The sequence below is a fragment of the Mesorhizobium sp. WSM4848 genome, assembly GCF_055811375.1.
In genome coordinates this window covers 18,609-36,777 of record NZ_JBVVPX010000054.1, presented here as the reverse complement: position 1 = coordinate 36,777, position 18,169 = coordinate 18,609, and the positions used below count along the sequence as shown (strand labels likewise).

Sequence of the window (18,169 nt, the reverse complement as noted above, 5' to 3'; positions counted from 1 at the left end):
GGGGGGGGGTTTCGGGGGGGGTTAGGGGGGGGTGCGGAAGCCGGAAAGCGGAAGGGCGGCGTAAGGCAAGATAAAGGCATTGCCTCCAGGAGGCGGCGAAGTCTTTGTCTGCACATCGTTTTTCCTGGAGGCTGCTGGCAGAGCCGGGAGTGTGGAACACGCAAGTATCTGACACTGCTTGAGATTTCTGGGAGGCCACGATGCAGGATGACGAATTCAGGCCGAAGCTCGGCAGAATAGGCTCGCGCGGCTCGAAGGCAGGCAAACGCTTCGCCAGCCAGGTCCAGGCGGCGATCAACAGAGCCGGCGGCCGGCCCCAGCGCGGCGGCCGCTTTAACGGCAGCCGGGCAGGGCGCGGCGGAGCGGCCGCCGCGCTGCTGAAATCACGCGACAGGTATGCTGCCTTCCGGCAGCGGCGGGTGGTGGTCAAGGCGCGCGTCGTCAAGCTGGCCGGCAAAGGCCAGGGTGGGGCGCCTGCGCATCTGCGCTACATCCAACGCGACGGCGTTACCCGGGAAGGCGCGCCTGGCGAGCTCTACGGCGCTGACAGTGATCGCGTCGAGAGCAAGGCTTTCCTTGATCGTGCCGATGGCGATCGGCATCAATTCCGCTTCATCGTCGCACCCGAAGACGGCATCCAGTATGACGACCTGAAGCCACTCACGCGCCGGCTCATGGCGCAGATGGAGGAGGATCTCGGCACGAAGCTCGACTGGGTTGCCGTCGATCATTTCAACACCGGCCACCCGCACACCCATATCATCGTCCGTGGCAAGGACGACCGCGGCGAGAACCTCGTCATTGCGCGGGAATATATCTCAAGCGGAATCCGCGAACGGACCGCCGAGCTGGTCAGCCTCGATCTCGGTCCACGAACCGATCGCGAGATCGAGCACCGCCTGTGCCAGGAAATGGAGCAGGAGCGCTTCACCAGCATCGACCGGCAGCTGCTCAGCATGCGCGACAGCGATGGACTGGTTTCTCCGGTCGGCCACGACGCCTTTCGACAGACCCTGCACCAGGGCCGCCTGCGCAAACTCGGACGGATGGGTCTGGCCGAGGAGATCAGCTCCGGCCGCTGGCGCCTCGACGATGAGCTCGAAGCGACACTGCAGCGCATCGGCAAGCGCGGTGACATAATCAAGACGATGCACCGAGACATTGCGGGTAGAGGACTATCCCGAAGTGCAGCCGACTGTGTGATCCACGATCAATCCGGGCAGCTCGCGCAACCTTTCGTTGGCCGCCTTGTGGCGCGCGGGCTTGCCGACGAGATCAACGACCGCCACTACCTCATAGTGGATGGGGTGGACGGGAAAAGCCACTACATCGATGTCGGCAAAGGCGAGGCCACCGAACCGACGCCCGACGGCTGCATCGTCCGTGTCACGCCGAGAAACACCGGGCCGAGGCAGGTTGACCGCACCGTCGCCGAGATCGCTGCCGTCCACGGCGGGCGCTACAATGTTGATATCCACCTGAAGCATGATCCGTCTGCCAGCGAGCGCTTCGCCGAAACCCATGTGCGTCGTCTGGAAGCCATTCGCCGCGAAACCGGCACTGTCAGGCGCGAAGCCGACGGCACATGGATTATCGCGCCGAACCATCTCGACCAAGTCGCCGACCACGAGCGCAAGCGAGCCATGGCTGTGCCTGTTGTCGTCGACAAGCTCTCATCAATGCCGCTGGATCAGCAAATCGGGTTCGACGGTGCCACCTGGATCGACCGGGAAATGGTTTCCGATTCACCGGCGGCCCTGCGCAACTCCGGCTTTGGCCGTGACGTGCGGGAGGCGCAAGCCCGCAGGCGGCAATGGCTGATTGCTCAGGGTCTCGCGCATGAAGAGCAGGACCGCACCGTCTATCGCGCCAACATGATTTCGATCCTCCGCCAGCGTGAACTGAACCGTGTTGCCGGTCAGCTCTCGGAAGAGCTCGGTCTGTCCTATGCTGAAGTGCGACCCGGAGACCGGGTACAAGGCACTCTCCGCCGCTCAGTTGAGCTCGCCAGCGGCAAATACGCCCTTATCGAGAAATCGCGCGAGTTTGTGCTCGTCCCGTGGGGGCCGGTGCTCGAGCGGCATATCGGCAAAGAGATTTCTGGCATAGTGCAGCGAGACGGTATCTCCTGGAACATCGGTCGGCAAAGGAGTGGGCCTAGCGTTTCATAACTTGTGTGGCAGCCATGCGTGAGTGCGGTGTGCCTTGGACTGGCCCGGCAAGAGTTCGACCAAGGCGATCCGAGAGCGTGAGTGCCACCAGCTCTGGCAGGTCTATCGGACCAACGACAGCGCGCCCGTGGCCAATTGCGATCCCATTCTAACCAAGATGCTCGGGCTCGCGCCAGATCGCCGTTAAGCTTGCCGGAGCTCGCGCAAACGTCGAGGACATTTGCTGAACCAGCTCGACAAAAAACAAGGGATCGAGCTCCTCCCGGCTGCTGTCGCTGTGGATGCCCTTCCACATGGCATGAGGATAAGGGCATTCCGAGCAACGAGTCCGCCTCCGCTTCAATGGCTCGCGAACGATCTGACGAGGTCGAGCAGTTTGGCCATGCGCTTCGAGCATCAGAGTATCGCCGCTTTCCAAGCTGATCGGTGGACGAGGTGAACCGCTATTATGCTCCGAAAAGGCGAGGCTCGTCGCACCGATGGGTGTAACGATGTCGACATCGGCGATAAACGTTACGAGCATCGTCGGCTGTAGGCGAGCATTCCCAACTCGGGAGGGAGCCATGAGCAGCCCCCAACACCTCGAAAATTGGCCTTGCCTATTCAAAAGACCGCGACCGTGCGCAGCCGATTCATAACCCAGCAACGGCACATAAAAACGAACTGCTGCTGCGCATGTCTCCGGCCGACCCGCAATTGCTCAGCCCACACCTTCACCGCAGCTATCTGCCATTGAGAACGCAACTCGAAACCGCAAACGCCCCTATAGAGGCTGTCCACTTCTTTGAGATGGGGATCGGCCCGGTGGTGGCGAAACTCCGGCCGGAGCTCGACGCCGAAGTTGTCGTCATCGGTTTCGAGGGCATGACCGGCTCGGCGTTGATCATGGGTGTGTCGGTAGCTTTTCAAGTAGTCCGACTTTTGTAGCACATCAGCTATCCGCTTTGGGTTGACGGCGAAGCCCGGATGAAAGCGGAAGAACACCCGGGGCCGCTTGCTGGTTCAGGTGACTGCCGCGGCAGGCTCCTGCGCATGTGCTTGTCGCTGCCCTTGCCTCGTTTCCGGTGAAGGGCCGACCTCGTGTCGAGACGCAGTCAAGGGTGGCCGCCGCGCTGCCGCGGGCGCCGGCTGCGACGCTTCCAGGCCACGCCTTGAGGGGCGTTGAGCCGCCGGCCGGGATGTCAGCGTGCCGATGGAAGTCAGGGTCGTTGCCACGCGCTGTTTGGCATTGTCCAGAACTGATGAGTTTGGCGCAAGTTCCAGACGGCCGACAGTGCGCGTGAGCAAACATGCAGGAGTTTGCCAAGGCGGCCAGCAAGGCAGTCGAACAGGCAAAGGGAAGGTCCGGGTGACTGCATCCCTCAGCGGCGACGAAGACATCCGCCATGCCTCTCTGCAGGGTTTCTGAGATGACGAGTAGCCCGCCGCTTCGATCTGATGAGTTCAAGCAGCTCAGCCTCATCCGCGTCAGCCTCTTCTTCCAACGCGACCAAAATATCCAGGGCGAGGTTGTCGGCCTCCAACGATGAGCGGGCGATATGCTCGTCACTGCATATCTGGTCGAATACCCGTTGGCATAGATCGAGATCGGCAGGGTATAGACCGGCCCGTTTGAACGGCATTTTGAAAACCCCTAAGCATTGTAGCAGTCAATGGATCTAAGGGCCGTTAACTGGGCGAGTCAACAGCATGTAAAAAGCGGACATTGCGAGGATCGTTACGCCTCAGCCGACTACGGAAACTCGTCCCAACTGGCGGTTGGTGGACGCAAGCCGGTACCGCGCGTACCGTTTCTCGCTGGTCAACACGTCCTCTTCTATCCACTGGCTGGATGGCAGCCATCCCAACAATCGATTTTACCTGTTTTACCTAATTCTACTAGGAGGCTCAGCGCCGGGCGGTGCCCTTCGGGTCGGCTGAGGCGACCGGGAAGAATTCGGAGACGATCATGTGCGGGATTGTTGGCATCGTTGGGCATCAGCCGGTGTCTGATCGGTTGGTCGACGCTTTGAAGCGTCTCGAATATCGAGGATACGACTCAGCCGGCGTTGCCACCATCACCGAGGGCTCGTTGCACTGCCGGCGCGCCAAGGGCAAGCTCATCAATCTCGAGACGAGGTTGAAGGAAGAGCCGCTGAGTGGCACCATCGGCATCGCACACACGCGCTGGGCAACGCATGGGGCACCGACTGAGCGCAACGCGCACCCGCACTTTACGGACGGTGTGGCCGTCGTTCACAACGGCATTATCGAGAATTTCGCCGAGTTGAAGGACGAACTGGTGGCGGCGGGCGCCGAGTTCCAGACCGACACCGACACCGAGGTCGTCGTGCATCTCTTGGCAAGACACCGCCGGGAGGGCATGGGGCGGGGTGAGGCAATGCACGCCATGCTGAAGCGCGTCAGGGGCGCCTACGCGCTTGCCATTCTCTTCGAGGATGATCCGTCGACCATCATGGCGGCGCGCAATGGACCACCGCTGGCGATCGGTCACGGCGACGGCGAGATGTTCCTGGGCTCCGACGCCATGGCGCTAGCTCCCTTCACAAATGCAATCACATATCTCGTCGACGGCGACTGGGCCGTTATCGGCAAGGCAGGCGCCGATATCTTCGATTTCGATGGCCATCCCGTCGAACGTCCGCGCCAGACTTCCACGGCCGGGGCATACCTGGCCAATAAGGGCAACCGTCGCCACTTCATGGAGAAGGAAATTTACGAGCAGCCCGAGGTCATCGCCCGTGCGCTCGGTCATTACATCAACTTCGAAGGGAATCGCGTCGATACGGTTTCGAGCATAGATTTCGCCAGCATCCCGAGCCTGGCGATCTCGGCTTGCGGCACCGCCTATCTGGCCGGACTGATCGCAAAATACTGGTTCGAGCGCTATGCGCGCCTGCCGGTCGAAATCGACGTTGCGTCCGAATTCCGCTACCGGGAGATCCCGTTGCCGCCGGAATCGGCGGCTCTTTTCATTTCGCAATCCGGCGAAACCGCCGATACGCTCGCGTCCCTGAGGTACTGTAAGGGGCGTGGGCTGAAAACCGGCGCTGTCGTCAATTCCCGCGAATCGACCATCGCTCGGGAGGCCGACGCGATCTTCCCGATCCTTGCCGGCCCGGAGATCGGCGTCGCCTCCACCAAGGCTTTCACGTGCCAGCTTGCGGTTCTGGCCACACTCGCCATCGGCGCTGCCAAGGACCGTGGAACGCTAACTGAATATGAGGTGAAGGCGCTCGTCCGGAGCCTTGCCGAAATGCCGGGCGTCATGGGCCGGGTACTGAACAGCATCCAGCCAGATATCGAGCTCCTGTCGCGCGAACTGTCAAAGTGTCATAGTGTCCTGTATCTTGGCCGCGGCACCAGTTTCCCACTGGCGATGGAAGGTGCGCTGAAGCTCAAGGAGATTTCTTACATCCATGCTGAGGGCTATGCGGCTGGCGAATTGAAGCATGGTCCGATCGCATTGATAGACGAGAACATGCCAGTGATCGTCATCGCGCCACATGATCGCTTTTTCAACAAGACCGTCTCCAATATGGAGGAAGCGGCCGCCCGTGGAGGGCGGATTATCCTCATCACCGATGAAAATGGGGCCGCTGCGTCGAAACTCGACACGATGCATACGATCGTGCTGCCGGCCGTCGACGAGATTATCGCACCTATGATTTTCTCGCTGCCGATACAGCTTCTTGCCTATCATACGGCGGTCTCCATGGGCAAAGATGTCGACCAGCCGCGCAATCTCGCAAAATCGGTCACCGTCGAATGATTGTGACGCGCTCATAGGTGGCATGCGTCCATCGGAAATACACTTCCAAGCGTCACCGGCATTTGGATGTCGACGAGACGCAGATCAGGTCTGCGGCCAAGTGGACATATTTGCTCCACCGAAAGGTTCCAGTCTGAGCGATCCTGCCCATTCCCTCATCGCACCTGGTCGTGCGTAGTGCGCATTTCAGTTCACATCGCGCCGCGCGATGCTTGGCCCCGCATGTCCAGAACTGCGGAGCAAGCCAATGACGCCTACGAAGTTGCTGATTGGGCAGATCGCCGTCGTGTTCGCAATCGTGATACTCGGCGTATGGGCGGCCACGCAGTGGTGCGCCCACATGCTCGGCCATCAACCGCCACTCGGCGCGCCATGGTTAGTCGCGGCTGGCTGGCGGATCTACAAGCCGTGGAAACTGTTCGAATGGTGGTTCCACTTCGACGCTTATGCGCCCGAGGTCTTCGATAAGGCCGGTGCGCTTGCCGGCGCCAGTGGGTTCGTGGGCTGTGCCGCCGCGATCGCCGGCTCGCTCTGGCGCGCGCGACAGCTCGGGTCGGTCACCACATATGGGTCGTCAAGGTGGGCCGCGACTCACGAGATCGAGACGGCAGGGCTGTTTCGGCCGGCCGGCGTTTTCCTAGGCAAGCTGAAGGATCGTTATCTGCGCCATGACGGGCCCGAGCACGTCATGGCCTTTGCCCCAACACGATCAGGCAAGGGCGTCGGACTGGTTGTTCCAACTCTTCTGTCCTGGACCGGCTCGGCCGTCATTCACGATATAAAAGGCGAGAACTGGCAGTTGACCTCCGGCTGGCGCTCGAAGTTCTCCTACTGTCTCCTGTTCAATCCGACCGATCCGAGGTCGGCGCGCTATAACCCGCTGCTGGAGGTACGAAAAGGTCCAGACGAGGTCCGCGACGTCCAGAACATCGCCGACATCCTGGTAGATCCGGAAGGCGCGCTGGACCGGCGGAACCACTGGGAGAAAACCAGTCACTCACTCTTGGTCGGCGCCATTTTGCACGTGCTTTACGCCGAAGAGGAAAAGACGCTCGCTCGCGTCGCCACCTTCCTGTCAGACCCGCAACGCTCGTTTGCCGCGACACTACGGCGGATGATGACGACCAACCATCTCGGCGCGGCGGATAAGCCCCAGGTCCATCCTGTCGTGGCCTCGGCAGCTCGCGAGGTGTTGAACAAGTCGGAGAACGAGCGTTCAGGCGTTCTTTCGACCGCCATGTCGTTTCTCGGCCTCTATCGCGATCCTACGGTGGCGGCAGCGACATCAGCCTGCGACTGGCGCATTGCCGACCTCCTGGATGCTGAGCGACCGATGTCACTCTATCTGGTCGTGCCGCCATCGGACATCTCGCGCACGAAGCCGCTGGTGCGACTTGTGCTCAATCAGATCGGCAGGCGTCTGACGGAGCGGCTGGAGGGGGATCCTAAGAAGAGCAGGAACCATCAACTGCTCATGATGCTGGACGAATTCCCGGCGCTCGGTCGCCTTGATTTCTTCGAAACCGCGCTCGCCTTCATGGCCGGCTATGGCATCCGTGCATTTCTGATCGCGCAATCCTTGAACCAGATCTCCAAGGCGTATGGGGACAACAATGCCATTCTCGACAACTGCCATGTGCGGATTGCCTTTTCCTCCAATGACGAGCGCACGGCCAAACGCATTTCGGACGCGCTCGGCACGGCGACGGAGCTGAGGTCCATGCGCAACTATGCCGGCCATCGCTTGGCGCCCTGGCTGTCACACGTGATGGTTAGCCGCCAGGAAACCGCCCGCCCACTATTGACACCGGGCGAGGTGATGCAGTTGCCGCAAGCCGATGAACTGGTGTTGGTTTCAGGGCTGCCGCCGATCCGGGCGAAGAAGCTGCGCTACTACCAGGACCGAAATTTCACCGAGCGCGTGCTTTCTGCGCCGGTATTGTGCGACGGCGCCTACGCGGATCGGCCAGTACCGCGCCCGGACTGTTGGATCGGGCAGGTGCGGGGCGTTGACCGCCGTCTTGCTGGCGGCGGCGAAAGCGCGGGCGAGGCAATTGAAGATGAAGGAGGTGTCCAGCAACAGCGACATCCGGGTCTGCCTGAAGAGCATACAGCCGTCACCCTGGAGCCCGACCGGGACGACCTGCTCAAGCCCGCGGACGATGATAGCGAGGCAGTTGCCGACAAGCGCGTGATGGACCGAATTTCCACTGCCGCACGCGCCTATGGCATCAACGAGGGAACGGGCGACAACAAGGACATCGTGCCCGGCTTCTGAAAGAAGCTGCCGAAGGCAGAGCGCAAATCAGCGTAGATAACGGCCATAAGCAATTTCGAGGAAGTCGCCGATGCTCGTTCCCGCCCGCGCAACAGCGCTGGGACAGTTGGAACGAGCCACATGAGCCCTCAGCGCATTCGTCATCAGTTTCTGCTCGAACCCGACCTGAGCAAGAAACTGGACGACCTCAACCGCGATCCATCGACGACCAAATCAGCGATCGTGGCGAAGGCAGTCGAGGCCTTTATCGAGCGGCGTGGCGAGAACGAGCTCGACCGGCGCTACGGCGTAAGGCTCGACCGTCTTTCTCGTGACCTCGGTAATCTCAGACGCGACGTCGAGATGATCCTAGAGAGCCTGGCGCTCTTCATTCGCTTTTCCATCACGCTTCACGCTCACACGCCAGTCCCGGACAGGGCGACGCAGGCGATTGCCCAGGAGCGCTTCGACAAATTCGTCGAGCAAGTGGGCCGCCAGATCGCCTCCGGCAAACGGTCGCTTGGGACGGATAATGGCGGGGGAGGGGAAGGATGAGTTCTCATCCGGAGGTCGACCATCGCCATCGTGCCATGTTGCGCACCGCCATGGGCCCGGCAATCGCTGAGGCCCTTGCCGATTCATCTGTTGTCGAGGTGATGGTCAATCCCGACGGTGCGCTGCGGCTCGACCGGCTGGGAGAAGGTCGGGTTGGTACCGGCGTGCATATGCACCCATCCGAGGCGGAACGCATCATTCGCCTGGTCGCTTCCCATGTGCGTGCCGAGGCGCATGCGGGTAGTCCGATCGTCAGCGCCGAACTGCCCTCGGGCGAGCGCTTCGAGGGGCTGTTGCCGCCAGTCGTTCTGGCGCCATGCTTCGCCATCCGTAAACCGGCCGCAAAACTCTACACGTTGGCCAACTATGTCGCCGACCAAATCATGCTGCCGCTGCAGGCCGATGCGCTGAGGAAGGCCGTGCGCGAGCGGCGCAACATATTGGTCGCAGGCGGCACGTCGTCGGGTAAAACCACGCTCGCCAATGCGCTGCTGGTCGAAGTCGCGGAATGCGACGAGCGGGTGATCTTGATCGAAGACACACGCGAGCTGCAGTGCGCTGCCAAGGACTGCGTTGCACTCAGGACAAGACGGGGCTCGGTGACGCTTGCCGATCTCGTACGCTCGACGCTGCGGCTCAGGCCCGACCGCATCGTCGTCGGCGAAGTCCGGGGTGCGGAAGCCCTCGATATGCTGAAGGCATGGAACACTGGCCACCCCGGCGGCATCGCAACGGTTCACGCCAATTCGGCGCGCTCCGCCCTCTACCGGATCGAGCAACTCGCGCAGGAAGCCGTCGTCACTGTACCACGCCGTCTGATCGCCGATGCCATCGATCTGATTGTCTTCATCGCCGGGCGCGGATCCTCGCGCCGCATTGACGCCATCGCCGTGGTCACCGGTCTCGACGGCAGCGGCGATTACGCCGTCACCCAACTGACGCTCCCGCAACTTCAGCAGTTTTGAAAGGCCAATTCATGTGCAAGAAGCTTCGCTTTCTTTCGTCCACCGCGCTCGTGCTTGTTCTCACGGTCCCAGCCCGCGCAGCAGGCTCCGGCATGCCTTGGGAACAGCCGCTGCAGCAGATCCTGGAGTCTGTACAGGGACCGGTCGCCAAGATTATCGCCGTGATCATCATCATCACCACGGGCTTAACCCTTGCCTTCGGTGACACCGCAGGCGGTTTCCGCCGGCTGATCCAGATCGTCTTCGGGCTGTCGATCGCGTTCGCGGCATCGAGCTTCTTTCTCTCCTTCTTCTCCTTTGGCGGCGGAGCACTCGTCTGATGGTCGCTGGAGAGCAGCATATTGAGGGCTTCGCGGTTCCCGTTCACCGGGCATTGACCGAAGCCATCCTGCTGGGCGGTGCACCGCGAGCGGTGGCGATCCTCAACGGCACGGTGGCCGCAGCTATCGGCCTCGGTTTGCAGCAGTGGATCGCTGGGCTGGTGCTGTGGATTGCCGGCCACACGCTGGCGGTCTTTGCCACAAGACGCGATCCAGACTTCGCCAGCGTGCTCGTTCGTCACCTTCGTCTGAAGGGATGGTTGGCATGCTGAACCTGTCAGAATACCGCAGCAAATCCGACAAACTTGCCGACCATCTGCCCTGGGCAGCGCTTGTCGCGCCCAGCATCGTGCTCAATAAGGACGGCAGCTTTCAGCGGACCTCACGGTTCCGCGGGCCCGATCTCGAAAGCGCGACGGAAGCAGAACTTGTCGGCATCTGCGCCCGGGCAAACAACGCGTTGAGAAGGCTCGGCTCCGGCTGGGCATTGTTCTTCGAAGCCGAGCGCATAGAGGCGCTCGGCTATCCTAACTCAACCTTTCCCGACGCCGCGTCTTGGCTTGTCGATGAAGAACGACGCGCGGCCTTCGAAGGCAAGGTCGCGCATTACGAGAGCCGCTATCACCTGACTTTGCTGTTCATGCCGCCCCCGGACGCACGGGCGAGGGCTGAAAGCGCGCTCGTTGACGCACACCAATCTGGCGGCGGGAGAGACTGGCCCCAGGAGCTGGCGCGGTTTCGCGACGAGACCGACCGGGTCCTCGATCTTTTGTCCGGCTTCATGCCCGAGGTGCGCGTGCTCGACGATGCCGAGACCCTGACTTACCTGCACGGCACAATCTCGACCCGCCGCCATCCACTCGCTGTACCGGAAACGCCGATGTATCTCGACGGCATCCTGGTCGACGCGCCGCTTACCGGCGGCTTGGAGCCTATGCTCGGCGAACACCATCTTCGCACCCTTACCGTCCTCGGATTCCCGAATCTCACCCGGCCCGGGATTCTCGACGCGTTGAATCATCAGGATTTCGCCTATCGCTGGGTGACGCGTTTCATCCCGCTCGACAAGACGGAAGCCACGAAGACGCTGACACGGTTGCGCCGCCAGTGGTTTGCCAAGCGCAAGTCGATCGCGGCCATCCTGCGCGAGGTCGTGACCAACGAACCTGTCCCGCTGGTCGACAGCGATGCCGACAACAAGGCGCTCGATGCCGACGCAGCCCTTCAGGCGTTGGGCGGCGACCATGTCGGCTTCGGTTATCTCACCACAACGGTGACAGTGTGGGATCAGGACCATCAAGCCGCCGCGGAGAAACTTCGCGCGGTCGAGCGCATCATCAATGGGCTCGGCTTCACCACCATCCGCGAAGGCGTCAATGCGGTCGAGGCGTGGCTCGGCTCGCTGCCTGGTCATATCTATGCCAATGTTCGCCAGCCGCTCGTTCACACATTGAACCTTGCGCATCTCATGCCGTTGTCGTCGGTCTGGGCAGGTCCTGCGGCGAACGAGCATCTCGCCAAGGTCACCCAGCGAGAGGCCTCGCCACTTCTGTTCGCAGAGACCAACGGGTCGACACCATTCCGGCTATCCACCCATGTCGACGATGTCGGCCACATGCTCATCGTTGGCCCGACCGGCGCCGGCAAATCGGTGCTGCTTGCCCTGATTGCGCTGCAGTTCCGGCGCTATGCCGGCGCGCAGGTCTATGTCTTCGACAAAGGCAATTCGGCGCGCGCGGCAGTCCTTGCCACGGGTGGAGAACACCACGCGCTGGGTGCTGACGGTGCGCTCGCCTTCCAGCCCCTGCGCAATATCGGCGACCAGGCTGCCCGCAGTTGGGCAGCCGAGTGGATTGCCGGCCTCATTGCGCATGAGAATGTCACCGTCACGCCGGAGGTGAAGGAGGCAATCTGGTCGGCACTCACCAGCCTTGCCACCGCGCCGGCGCAGGAACGCACGCTGACCGGCCTTTCGGTCCTGCTTCAGTCCAACGGGCTGAAGTCCGCGTTGATGCCCTACACGCTCGACGGTCCTTTCGGCCGCCTGCTCGACGCCGATGATGATCGGCTGGCCTTATCGAATGTGCAGTGTTTCGAGACGGAAGAGCTGATGCAGAGCCAAGGCGCTGTGCTGCCTGTGCTCACTTACGTCTTCCATCGTCTTGAAGAGCGGTTCGATGGACGGCCGACGCTGCTGATGCTCGACGAGGCTTGGGTCTATCTCGACAATCCGCTCTTTGCCGCCCGTATCCGCGAATGGCTGAAGGTGCTCCGAAAGCGGAATGTCTCGGTGATCTTCGCTACGCAATCGCTGGCTGACATCGCGGGCTCTTCAATCGCGCCGGCGATCATCGAGAGCTGCCCCCAGCGCATTTTCCTTCCCAATGATCGTGCTGTGGAACCGCAAGCGCGGGCAGCCTACGAGCGCTTCGGCTTGAACGAGCGGCAGATCGAATTGATCGCCCGCGCCACGCCCAAGCGCCACTACTATCTTCAGTCACGTAGCGGAAACCGTCTCTTCGAGCTCGGGCTTGGCCCCATCACTCTTGCGCTTTGCGGCGCTTCCGATCCGGCGACGCAGACCCTGATCGACAAAATCCAGTCCGAAGACGGGCAAGACAGCTTTGCCTCCCGCTTTCTGAGCGCGCGCGGCCTCGATTGGGCTGCCGAGCTTCTCCAGCAATTCCCTCAACCAGACATGGAGCAATCCTCATGATTGGACGCCGTCTTTTCACCAGCCTGATCACCGTTTCCCTGATCGCCAAGCCAATGGCCGACTATGTGCAGCCGGCCTACGCCCTTATCGTGTTCGATCCATCCAATTATGCGCAGAACGTGCTGACGGCGGCGCGCGCGCTGGAGCAGATCAACAACCAGATACAGTCGCTGCAGAACCAGGCAACCATGCTGCAGAACATGGCGCGCAATCTTCAGCGTCTGGATTTCTCTTCCGTGGGCCAACTCTCCGGTTCGCTCCATCGCATTGATGGTTTGATGGACCAGGCGAGTGGCCTCAGCTTTGATCTGGGCAAGCTTCAAGACCAGTGGCGCAGCCAATATCCGGAAAGCTACGAGGCCACGATCAAGGTCAGCGATGTGGCAACCGCAGCGCGCGAGCGCTGGCAGAGCGCCATGCAGGCGTTCCGCCATACCATGGGGGTCCAGTCGCAGATCGTCGAGAACGTCCGCGCCGACGGCGACCTGCTTGCCGATCTCGTCAACCGCAGCCAAGGGGCAGCCGGTGCGCTTCAGGCAAGCCAGGCCACCAACCAGCTGATCGCGCTTTCGACCAAGCAGCAGATGCAGATCCAAACGCTGCTCGCGACTCAGTTTCGAGCTGAGGCCGAGGATGCCGCGCGCAAGGCGCAGTCCGAGGAAGCCGCCCGCGAGACAACCAAGCGCTTCCTGGGTACCGGCTCGGCCTATCCCGGCAACTGATCACCAACTCGGACGAGGAAGGCGGCGGCATGAACGACCTTGGCGTCATCGATCGCTTCATGGAGACCTTCATCCGCTACATTGATAGCGGGTTCGGTCTGCTTTCGGGCGACGTCGCCTTCCTCACCACCATCCTGATCGGCATCGACATCACGCTGGCCGGGCTGGCCTGGGCGCTCGGCGACGAGCCCAACATTCTCGGCCGGCTTACCCGCAAGGTGCTCTATGTCGGCGTCTTCGCCTTCATCTTGAATAATTTTAAGAACCTCGCCGACATCATCTATCGCTCCTTTGCCGGGCTCGGCATCAACGCGTCCTCCGGCAATCTCTCCCCAGACAATCTCCTGCGCCCGGGCCGCATCGCCGCGACCGGTTTCGAAGGCGCTTGGCCGCTGCTTGATCAGGCAAGTCAGCTGCTCGGCTTTCCAGAAATCTTCGGCAACGCGCTCACCATCTTCGTGCTGCTCATGGCCTGGTTCCTGGTCATCATCGCCTTCTTCATCCTTTCCATTCAGCTGTTCATCACAATCCTTGAGTTCAAGCTCACCATGCTTGCCGGCTTTGTTCTGGTTCCCTTCGCACTCTGGAATCGATCGGCGTTTCTGGCCGAACGCGTGCTCGGCAATGTCATCTCTTCAGGCATCAAGGTGATGGTACTTGCCGTCATTGTCGGCATCGGCTCCACACTCTTCGGCGAGTTTGCTTCCGCGCTGCAAGGCAAGGAGCCGGACCTGGCCGCCGCGATGTCACAGGTGCTGGGCGCGCTGGCGTTGCTTGGGCTCGGCATCTTTGGGCCCGGCATCGCGTCCGGTCTAGTGTCCGGCGCGCCGCAGCTTGGCGCGGGCGCCGCCCTTGGCACGACTGCGGCGGCAGCTGGTGCATCGCTCGTTGCCGGAGGCACGGCATTTACTGGCGCGCGCATGGCAACCGGCGGCAGTCTCGCCGCAATTCGGGCCGGCACAACGATGGGATCGGCTGCTTTAACGGCCTGGCAGATCGGGCGAGCAACCTCGCCCCACACCGGCCTGTCCGGTGTGGCTGCTGGATTGCGGGGCGTGACCAGTGCCGCCGGCGGCGCCGCCATGCGAGCAGCAAGAGCTGCCGCGGGAACGTTCGGGCGCAGCGCCGATGACGGCCGGGAAGCCGCATGGACCGCGACCGGTGGTGCGCCCACCGCGTCCATGACTGGAGACCCAACCGCTGCAGACCCTAATGCCGCTCCGAGGTGGGCAAGGCGCTTGCGTTCCGAACAGACCGCCCGTGCCCACCGCCACGCCGTCATGCAGGCTGTCCGTGAAGGCGACAGCCCGGGAGGCAGCGCCAATCCCTCTCTCAACGACAAGGACGACTAGATGCTGTTCAAGCGACCCGTTCAACGTTACGGCAAGACACCCGAACCGGTCACGCCGTATCAAAAGGCCGCCCAGCTATGGGACGAGCGCATCGGCTCATCTCGAGTACAGGCTAGGAACTGGCGGCTCATGGCCCTCGGCTGTCTGGCCTTGGTGAGCGGGCTCTCTGGCGGACTCGTATGGCAGTCGATGCAGAGCCGTGTTGTGCCTTACGTCGTCGAGGTCGACCGCTTCGGCGAGGCACGCGCCGTCGCGCCGGCGATCCAAGACTACGAGCCCTCCGACGCCGAGATAGCGTGGCACCTCGGCCGCTTCATCCAGAATGTCCGTTCCGTCTCCACTGATCCGGTGCTGGTGCGGCAGAACTGGCTGGCGGCTTACGACTTTGCCACCGACCGTGCGGCACTCTTCCTCAATGAGTACGCCAAGGCGAACGATCCCTTCGGTCAGATCGGAACGCGCAGCGTGTCCGTCCAGGTGACCAGTGTGGTCAGGGCTTCCGACAGCTCGTTCCAGGTCAAATGGACTGAGCAGGTCTTTGAGCGCGGCAGCCTTGCCAGCTCCGCGCGCTGGACCGCGATCCTCACCATCGTGATCCGCCCGCCAAGCAATACGGATCAGCTGCGCAACAATCCGCTCGGTGTCTTCATCAACGCCATCGACTGGTCGCGCGAGCTCGACAGTGCCGCACCGACATCCGTTTCCCCGAAGGAGCCCGCCGATGACAAATAGAGCCCAATCGTTCCGTGCCGCGCTGATCCTACCCGCATCGGCAGCAGTTCTCTCGGCCTGCGCATCAAAGCCGGTGCCGCCTGAGATTTCGTATGATGCTGCCGACTTCAAAGCAGCGGCAATCGAGAAGGCGCCAGAGACACCGGTCAAGATAGTCGAGGTGCCAAAGCCGTTGCCGCTCCCCGGCCAGTTGCAGCCAGAACCGGGCAAAATCGCCGACGACAAGCGCTCTCCTGAAGAACGCGTCGCCGACGCCAACAAGGCGGCGACGCAGCAACCCACCCGGTACGGCTACGTCAATGCGGTGCAGGTCTATCCCTTCACCGATGGCGCGCTTTATCAGCTCTATGCCGCGCCGGAGCGCGTCACCGATATCGCCCTACAGCCGGGCGAGAAACTGACAGCCGTGTCAGCCGGGGACACGGTGCGCTGGGTCATCGGCGATACCGTCAGCGGCACCGGCGACGACCAGCGCACCCATGTGCTGGTAAAACCCTTCGCGCCGGGGCTTAGCACCAATCTGGTGATCACCACGGAACGACGCACCTACCATTTGCAGCTTCAAAGCACGGATAAGACCGCTATGGCGGCGATCTCCTGGACGTACAGCGAGGACCAGATCGTCGCGCTCCGCCAGCGCAACGCTCAGGTCGAGGCCACCATGCCGGTGGCGTCGAATGTCGCGCTCGAAAACATTCGCTTTCGCTACTCAATTAGGGGCGACACACCGCCCTGGAGACCGACGCGAGCCTTCGATGATGGCAGCAAGGTCTATATCGAGTTCCCGCGCCGCATAGATCAGGGAGAGGCCCCGCCACTCTTCATCGTCGGCTCTGACGGGGACAACCAGCTCGTCAACTACCGCATGCGCGGCAACTACTACATTGTCGATCGGCTCTTCGCCGCGGCCGAACTACGCCTCGGCACCAAGCAGCAGCAAGTGGTGCGCATCACAAGGACGGACGGCCGGCAACCGCCGCGTCGCGTATCTCTCTTTGCGCGCTCCAGCAGGTGAGGAGAGGGGCCTTATGACCGACACTTCCCCATCCAATGCTCCGCCAAAACTCGATCCCGAGCAGCTGCAGTTACGGGCCTCGCCCCGCCGCGCCGTGCGGTTCAGGCGCGGCGTGATCATCGCCATCGCTGCCGTCGGGTCCGGTGCCATCCTGGGCGTCACGATGATGGCGCTGCAGGGACCGGCGCTTCGCTTCAAAGAACAGGCGGAAGATCTCTACAACACTGACCGCAAGCCAACTCCTGAAGGACTTGAAACACTTCCCAAGGACTATTCCGGAGTGAAGCCGAACCCTCCTGTGCTTGGACCACCACTGCCGGGCGACCTCGGTCGCCCCATCCTTGAGCGGCGGCGGCAGCTCGGCATCGCGCCAGGGCAGGACAACTCCGCCGAGGAGCAGCGTGTTGCCCAGCAAGCGATTGAGGCGCGCGAATCACAAGTCTTCTTCCGCATTGAAAATCAACTCAAGCAGGCGGGCATCGGCGGTAATGCGAAAAGCGCCCAGCAGCCGTTCGGGGCGCCTCCGCAATCTGATGCCGCTCGGCCGTCAGATTCCGTTGCCCCGGCTGAGGGCGATCAGAACAATCAACAACGCAAGCTCGATTTTGTCAGCCAGCGCAACACCAGCGGGATCTACAACCCGCATGCATTGCAGACGCCAACTTCGCCAAATCAGCTCATGGCCGGCAGCGTGATCGCCGCAAGTCTCATCACCGGCATAAATTCCGACTTGCCCGGGTTTGTCGTCGCGCAGGTCACCGAGAACGTGCACGACACGTTCACCGGCAGCATCCTGCTTATCCCGCAAGGCTCGCGGCTGATCGGGACCTATGACAGCGTCGTCGCTTTTGGGCAAAAACGGGCGCTTCTGGTTTGGCAGCGAATAATACTCCCAGACGGTTCTTCGATCGAAATCGACAATCTGCCGGCGACAGACACTGCCGGCTATGCCGGGCTCGAGGACAAGATCGATTTCCACACCTGGCAGCTGATCAAGGGAGTCGCACTGGCCACATTGCTGGGCGTCGGCACCGAGTTAAGTTTTGGAGAAAACGAAAGCGATCTGGTCAAAGCGATCCGGGAATCCACTCAGCAGAACGTCAGTCAAGCCGGCCAGCGCATCACCGAGAAGAACCTCAATGTTCAGCCCACCATCACCATCCGCCCAGGTTGGCCACTGCGCGTCATCGTGCACAAGGATCTGGTGCTACGGCCATACGCAAGTTGAGCGGGAGTGAATATGGCCAACTTGAAACTTGGAAAGCTTCCAGACCGAACACCTTCGAAGATTACCATCACCCTCAGCGCGGAGTTGGGCCAAGCACTCAAGGAGTATGCTGCCCTTTATCGTCAGACCTATGGCGAGTCTGAAACGGTGGCGGAACTCATCCCTTTCATGCTGGCGGGGTTTCTGGAAGGCGACCGAGCGTTTGCCAAGGCCAGAAAAGAAGGTTTGCCGACGTCCAGCATGCCGGAGAAGTCGCGGCGTCTGGCACGCTCAGATTCCGAGTAACCGAGGCAATGAGTGAACCGCCCGCACACGAGCCTCGATGGGCTAACTCCGCTTGAATATGTAACCCGATCCGTCAAGG

At 61.7% G+C, this 18,169-nt stretch carries 17 protein-coding genes; 14 read left to right on the top strand and 3 right to left on the bottom strand.

The genetic code is table 11. The annotated features are described in order from the left end of the window. Nucleotides 1-200 precede the first annotated feature (200 nt). Complete coding sequence (rlxS, locus tag AC0L16_RS31485) at nucleotides 201-2,171, top strand: relaxase/mobilization nuclease RlxS (protein WP_473625408.1); 1,971 nt, start codon at nucleotides 201-203, stop codon at nucleotides 2,169-2,171. Nucleotides 2,172-2,319: 148 nt separating this feature from the next. Here rlxS and AC0L16_RS31480 read toward each other — a convergent pair whose 3' ends face one another. The 3 genes from AC0L16_RS31480 to AC0L16_RS31470 form a co-directional block, all read right to left on the bottom strand. Further along, nucleotides 2,320-2,694 carry a hypothetical protein gene (locus AC0L16_RS31480; protein WP_473625407.1) on the bottom strand — a complete coding sequence of 125 codons (375 nt, stop codon included), beginning with the start codon at nucleotides 2,692-2,694 and terminating at the stop codon, nucleotides 2,320-2,322. Between the two features lie 80 nt (nucleotides 2,695-2,774). Then, nucleotides 2,775-3,155, bottom strand: a complete 381-nt coding sequence (locus AC0L16_RS31475) for a hypothetical protein (RefSeq protein ID WP_473625406.1) — start codon at nucleotides 3,153-3,155, stop codon at nucleotides 2,775-2,777. A gap of 377 nt (nucleotides 3,156-3,532) precedes the next feature. Then, nucleotides 3,533-3,793, bottom strand: a complete 261-nt coding sequence (locus tag AC0L16_RS31470) for a hypothetical protein (RefSeq protein ID WP_473625404.1) — start codon at nucleotides 3,791-3,793, stop codon at nucleotides 3,533-3,535. 326 nt (nucleotides 3,794-4,119) lie between these two features. Here AC0L16_RS31470 and glmS point away from each other — a divergent pair, with 326 nt between their 5' ends. The 13 genes from glmS to AC0L16_RS31405 all read left to right on the top strand — a co-directional run bounded on the left by glmS (nucleotide 4,120) and on the right by AC0L16_RS31405 (nucleotide 18,090). Further along, a complete protein-coding gene (gene glmS / locus AC0L16_RS31465; protein WP_473625403.1) occupies nucleotides 4,120-5,943 on the top strand; it encodes a glutamine--fructose-6-phosphate transaminase (isomerizing) in 1,824 nt (607 codons plus the stop codon). A 247-nt stretch (nucleotides 5,944-6,190) separates the two neighbouring features. Further along, nucleotides 6,191-8,221 (top strand): conjugal transfer protein TraG, encoded by a 2,031-nt coding sequence (locus tag AC0L16_RS31460; RefSeq protein ID WP_473625402.1) that lies wholly within the window; start codon nucleotides 6,191-6,193, stop codon nucleotides 8,219-8,221. Nucleotides 8,222-8,341: 120 nt separating this feature from the next. Continuing rightward, entirely contained in the window at nucleotides 8,342-8,755 is a 414-nt protein-coding gene (locus AC0L16_RS31455) for a CopG family transcriptional regulator (RefSeq protein ID WP_473625401.1), read from the top strand. After that, nucleotides 8,752-9,720: a P-type conjugative transfer ATPase TrbB gene (gene trbB, locus AC0L16_RS31450; RefSeq protein WP_473625399.1), complete on the top strand. Its 969-nt coding sequence runs from the start codon at nucleotides 8,752-8,754 to the stop codon at nucleotides 9,718-9,720. The genes AC0L16_RS31455 and trbB overlap by 4 nt, the downstream gene beginning before the upstream one ends. Nucleotides 9,721-9,731: 11 nt before the next feature. Beyond that, the gene (locus tag AC0L16_RS31445) at nucleotides 9,732-10,040 is read left to right on the top strand and encodes a TrbC/VirB2 family type IV secretion system protein (protein ID WP_473458205.1); all 309 of its coding nucleotides are present in this window, start codon (nucleotides 9,732-9,734) and stop codon (nucleotides 10,038-10,040) included. After that, nucleotides 10,040-10,312 (top strand): VirB3 family type IV secretion system protein, encoded by a 273-nt coding sequence (locus tag AC0L16_RS31440; protein WP_008871923.1) that lies wholly within the window; start codon nucleotides 10,040-10,042, stop codon nucleotides 10,310-10,312. The genes AC0L16_RS31445 and AC0L16_RS31440 overlap by 1 nt, the downstream gene beginning before the upstream one ends. Further along, nucleotides 10,306-12,756: a conjugal transfer protein TrbE gene (gene trbE / locus AC0L16_RS31435; RefSeq protein ID WP_473625398.1), complete on the top strand. Its 2,451-nt coding sequence runs from the start codon at nucleotides 10,306-10,308 to the stop codon at nucleotides 12,754-12,756. Before AC0L16_RS31440 ends, trbE begins: the two co-directional genes overlap by 7 nt. Then, complete coding sequence (trbJ, locus tag AC0L16_RS31430; protein ID WP_473625411.1) at nucleotides 12,753-13,478, top strand: P-type conjugative transfer protein TrbJ; 726 nt, start codon at nucleotides 12,753-12,755, stop codon at nucleotides 13,476-13,478. Before trbE ends, trbJ begins: the two co-directional genes overlap by 4 nt. A 29-nt stretch (nucleotides 13,479-13,507) precedes the next feature. Continuing rightward, a complete protein-coding gene (gene trbL / locus AC0L16_RS31425) occupies nucleotides 13,508-14,830 on the top strand; it encodes a P-type conjugative transfer protein TrbL (RefSeq protein WP_473625397.1) in 1,323 nt (440 codons plus the stop codon). Next, complete coding sequence (trbF, locus tag AC0L16_RS31420) at nucleotides 14,831-15,562, top strand: conjugal transfer protein TrbF (RefSeq protein WP_473625395.1); 732 nt, start codon at nucleotides 14,831-14,833, stop codon at nucleotides 15,560-15,562. Then, complete coding sequence (gene trbG / locus AC0L16_RS31415) at nucleotides 15,552-16,577, top strand: P-type conjugative transfer protein TrbG (RefSeq protein ID WP_473625394.1); 1,026 nt, start codon at nucleotides 15,552-15,554, stop codon at nucleotides 16,575-16,577. Before trbF ends, trbG begins: the two co-directional genes overlap by 11 nt. A gap of 13 nt (nucleotides 16,578-16,590) precedes the next feature. Then, nucleotides 16,591-17,805: a TraB/TrbI/VirB10 family type IV secretion system protein gene (locus tag AC0L16_RS31410; protein WP_473625392.1), complete on the top strand. Its 1,215-nt coding sequence runs from the start codon at nucleotides 16,591-16,593 to the stop codon at nucleotides 17,803-17,805. 12 nt (nucleotides 17,806-17,817) lie between these two features. After that, nucleotides 17,818-18,090, top strand: coding sequence for a DUF2274 domain-containing protein (locus tag AC0L16_RS31405; protein WP_473625390.1), 273 nt, complete (start codon nucleotides 17,818-17,820; stop codon nucleotides 18,088-18,090). The last annotated feature ends 79 nt before the right edge of the window (nucleotides 18,091-18,169 follow it).

Bases quoted from the DNA above. Each gene is read 5' to 3' on its own strand.
- AC0L16_RS31410 (WP_473625392.1), top strand. From the start codon at position 16,591: ATGACCGACACTTCCCCATCCAATGCTCCGCCAAAACTCGATCCCGAG.
- rlxS (WP_473625408.1), top strand. From the start codon at position 201: ATGCAGGATGACGAATTCAGGCCGAAGCTCGGCAGAATAGGCTCGCGC.
- AC0L16_RS31470 (WP_473625404.1), bottom strand. From the start codon at position 3,793: ATGCCGTTCAAACGGGCCGGTCTATACCCTGCCGATCTCGATCTATGC.
- AC0L16_RS31480 (WP_473625407.1), bottom strand. From the start codon at position 2,694: ATGCTCGTAACGTTTATCGCCGATGTCGACATCGTTACACCCATCGGT.
- glmS (WP_473625403.1), top strand. From the start codon at position 4,120: ATGTGCGGGATTGTTGGCATCGTTGGGCATCAGCCGGTGTCTGATCGG.
- trbE (WP_473625398.1), top strand. From the start codon at position 10,306: ATGCTGAACCTGTCAGAATACCGCAGCAAATCCGACAAACTTGCCGAC.
- trbL (WP_473625397.1), top strand. From the start codon at position 13,508: ATGAACGACCTTGGCGTCATCGATCGCTTCATGGAGACCTTCATCCGC.
- AC0L16_RS31460 (WP_473625402.1), top strand. From the start codon at position 6,191: ATGACGCCTACGAAGTTGCTGATTGGGCAGATCGCCGTCGTGTTCGCA.
- trbB (WP_473625399.1), top strand. From the start codon at position 8,752: ATGAGTTCTCATCCGGAGGTCGACCATCGCCATCGTGCCATGTTGCGC.
- AC0L16_RS31440 (WP_008871923.1), top strand. From the start codon at position 10,040: ATGGTCGCTGGAGAGCAGCATATTGAGGGCTTCGCGGTTCCCGTTCAC.
- AC0L16_RS31405 (WP_473625390.1), top strand. From the start codon at position 17,818: ATGGCCAACTTGAAACTTGGAAAGCTTCCAGACCGAACACCTTCGAAG.
- AC0L16_RS31445 (WP_473458205.1), top strand. From the start codon at position 9,732: ATGTGCAAGAAGCTTCGCTTTCTTTCGTCCACCGCGCTCGTGCTTGTT.
- trbG (WP_473625394.1), top strand. From the start codon at position 15,552: ATGACAAATAGAGCCCAATCGTTCCGTGCCGCGCTGATCCTACCCGCA.
- AC0L16_RS31455 (WP_473625401.1), top strand. From the start codon at position 8,342: ATGAGCCCTCAGCGCATTCGTCATCAGTTTCTGCTCGAACCCGACCTG.
- trbJ (WP_473625411.1), top strand. From the start codon at position 12,753: ATGATTGGACGCCGTCTTTTCACCAGCCTGATCACCGTTTCCCTGATC.
- trbF (WP_473625395.1), top strand. From the start codon at position 14,831: ATGCTGTTCAAGCGACCCGTTCAACGTTACGGCAAGACACCCGAACCG.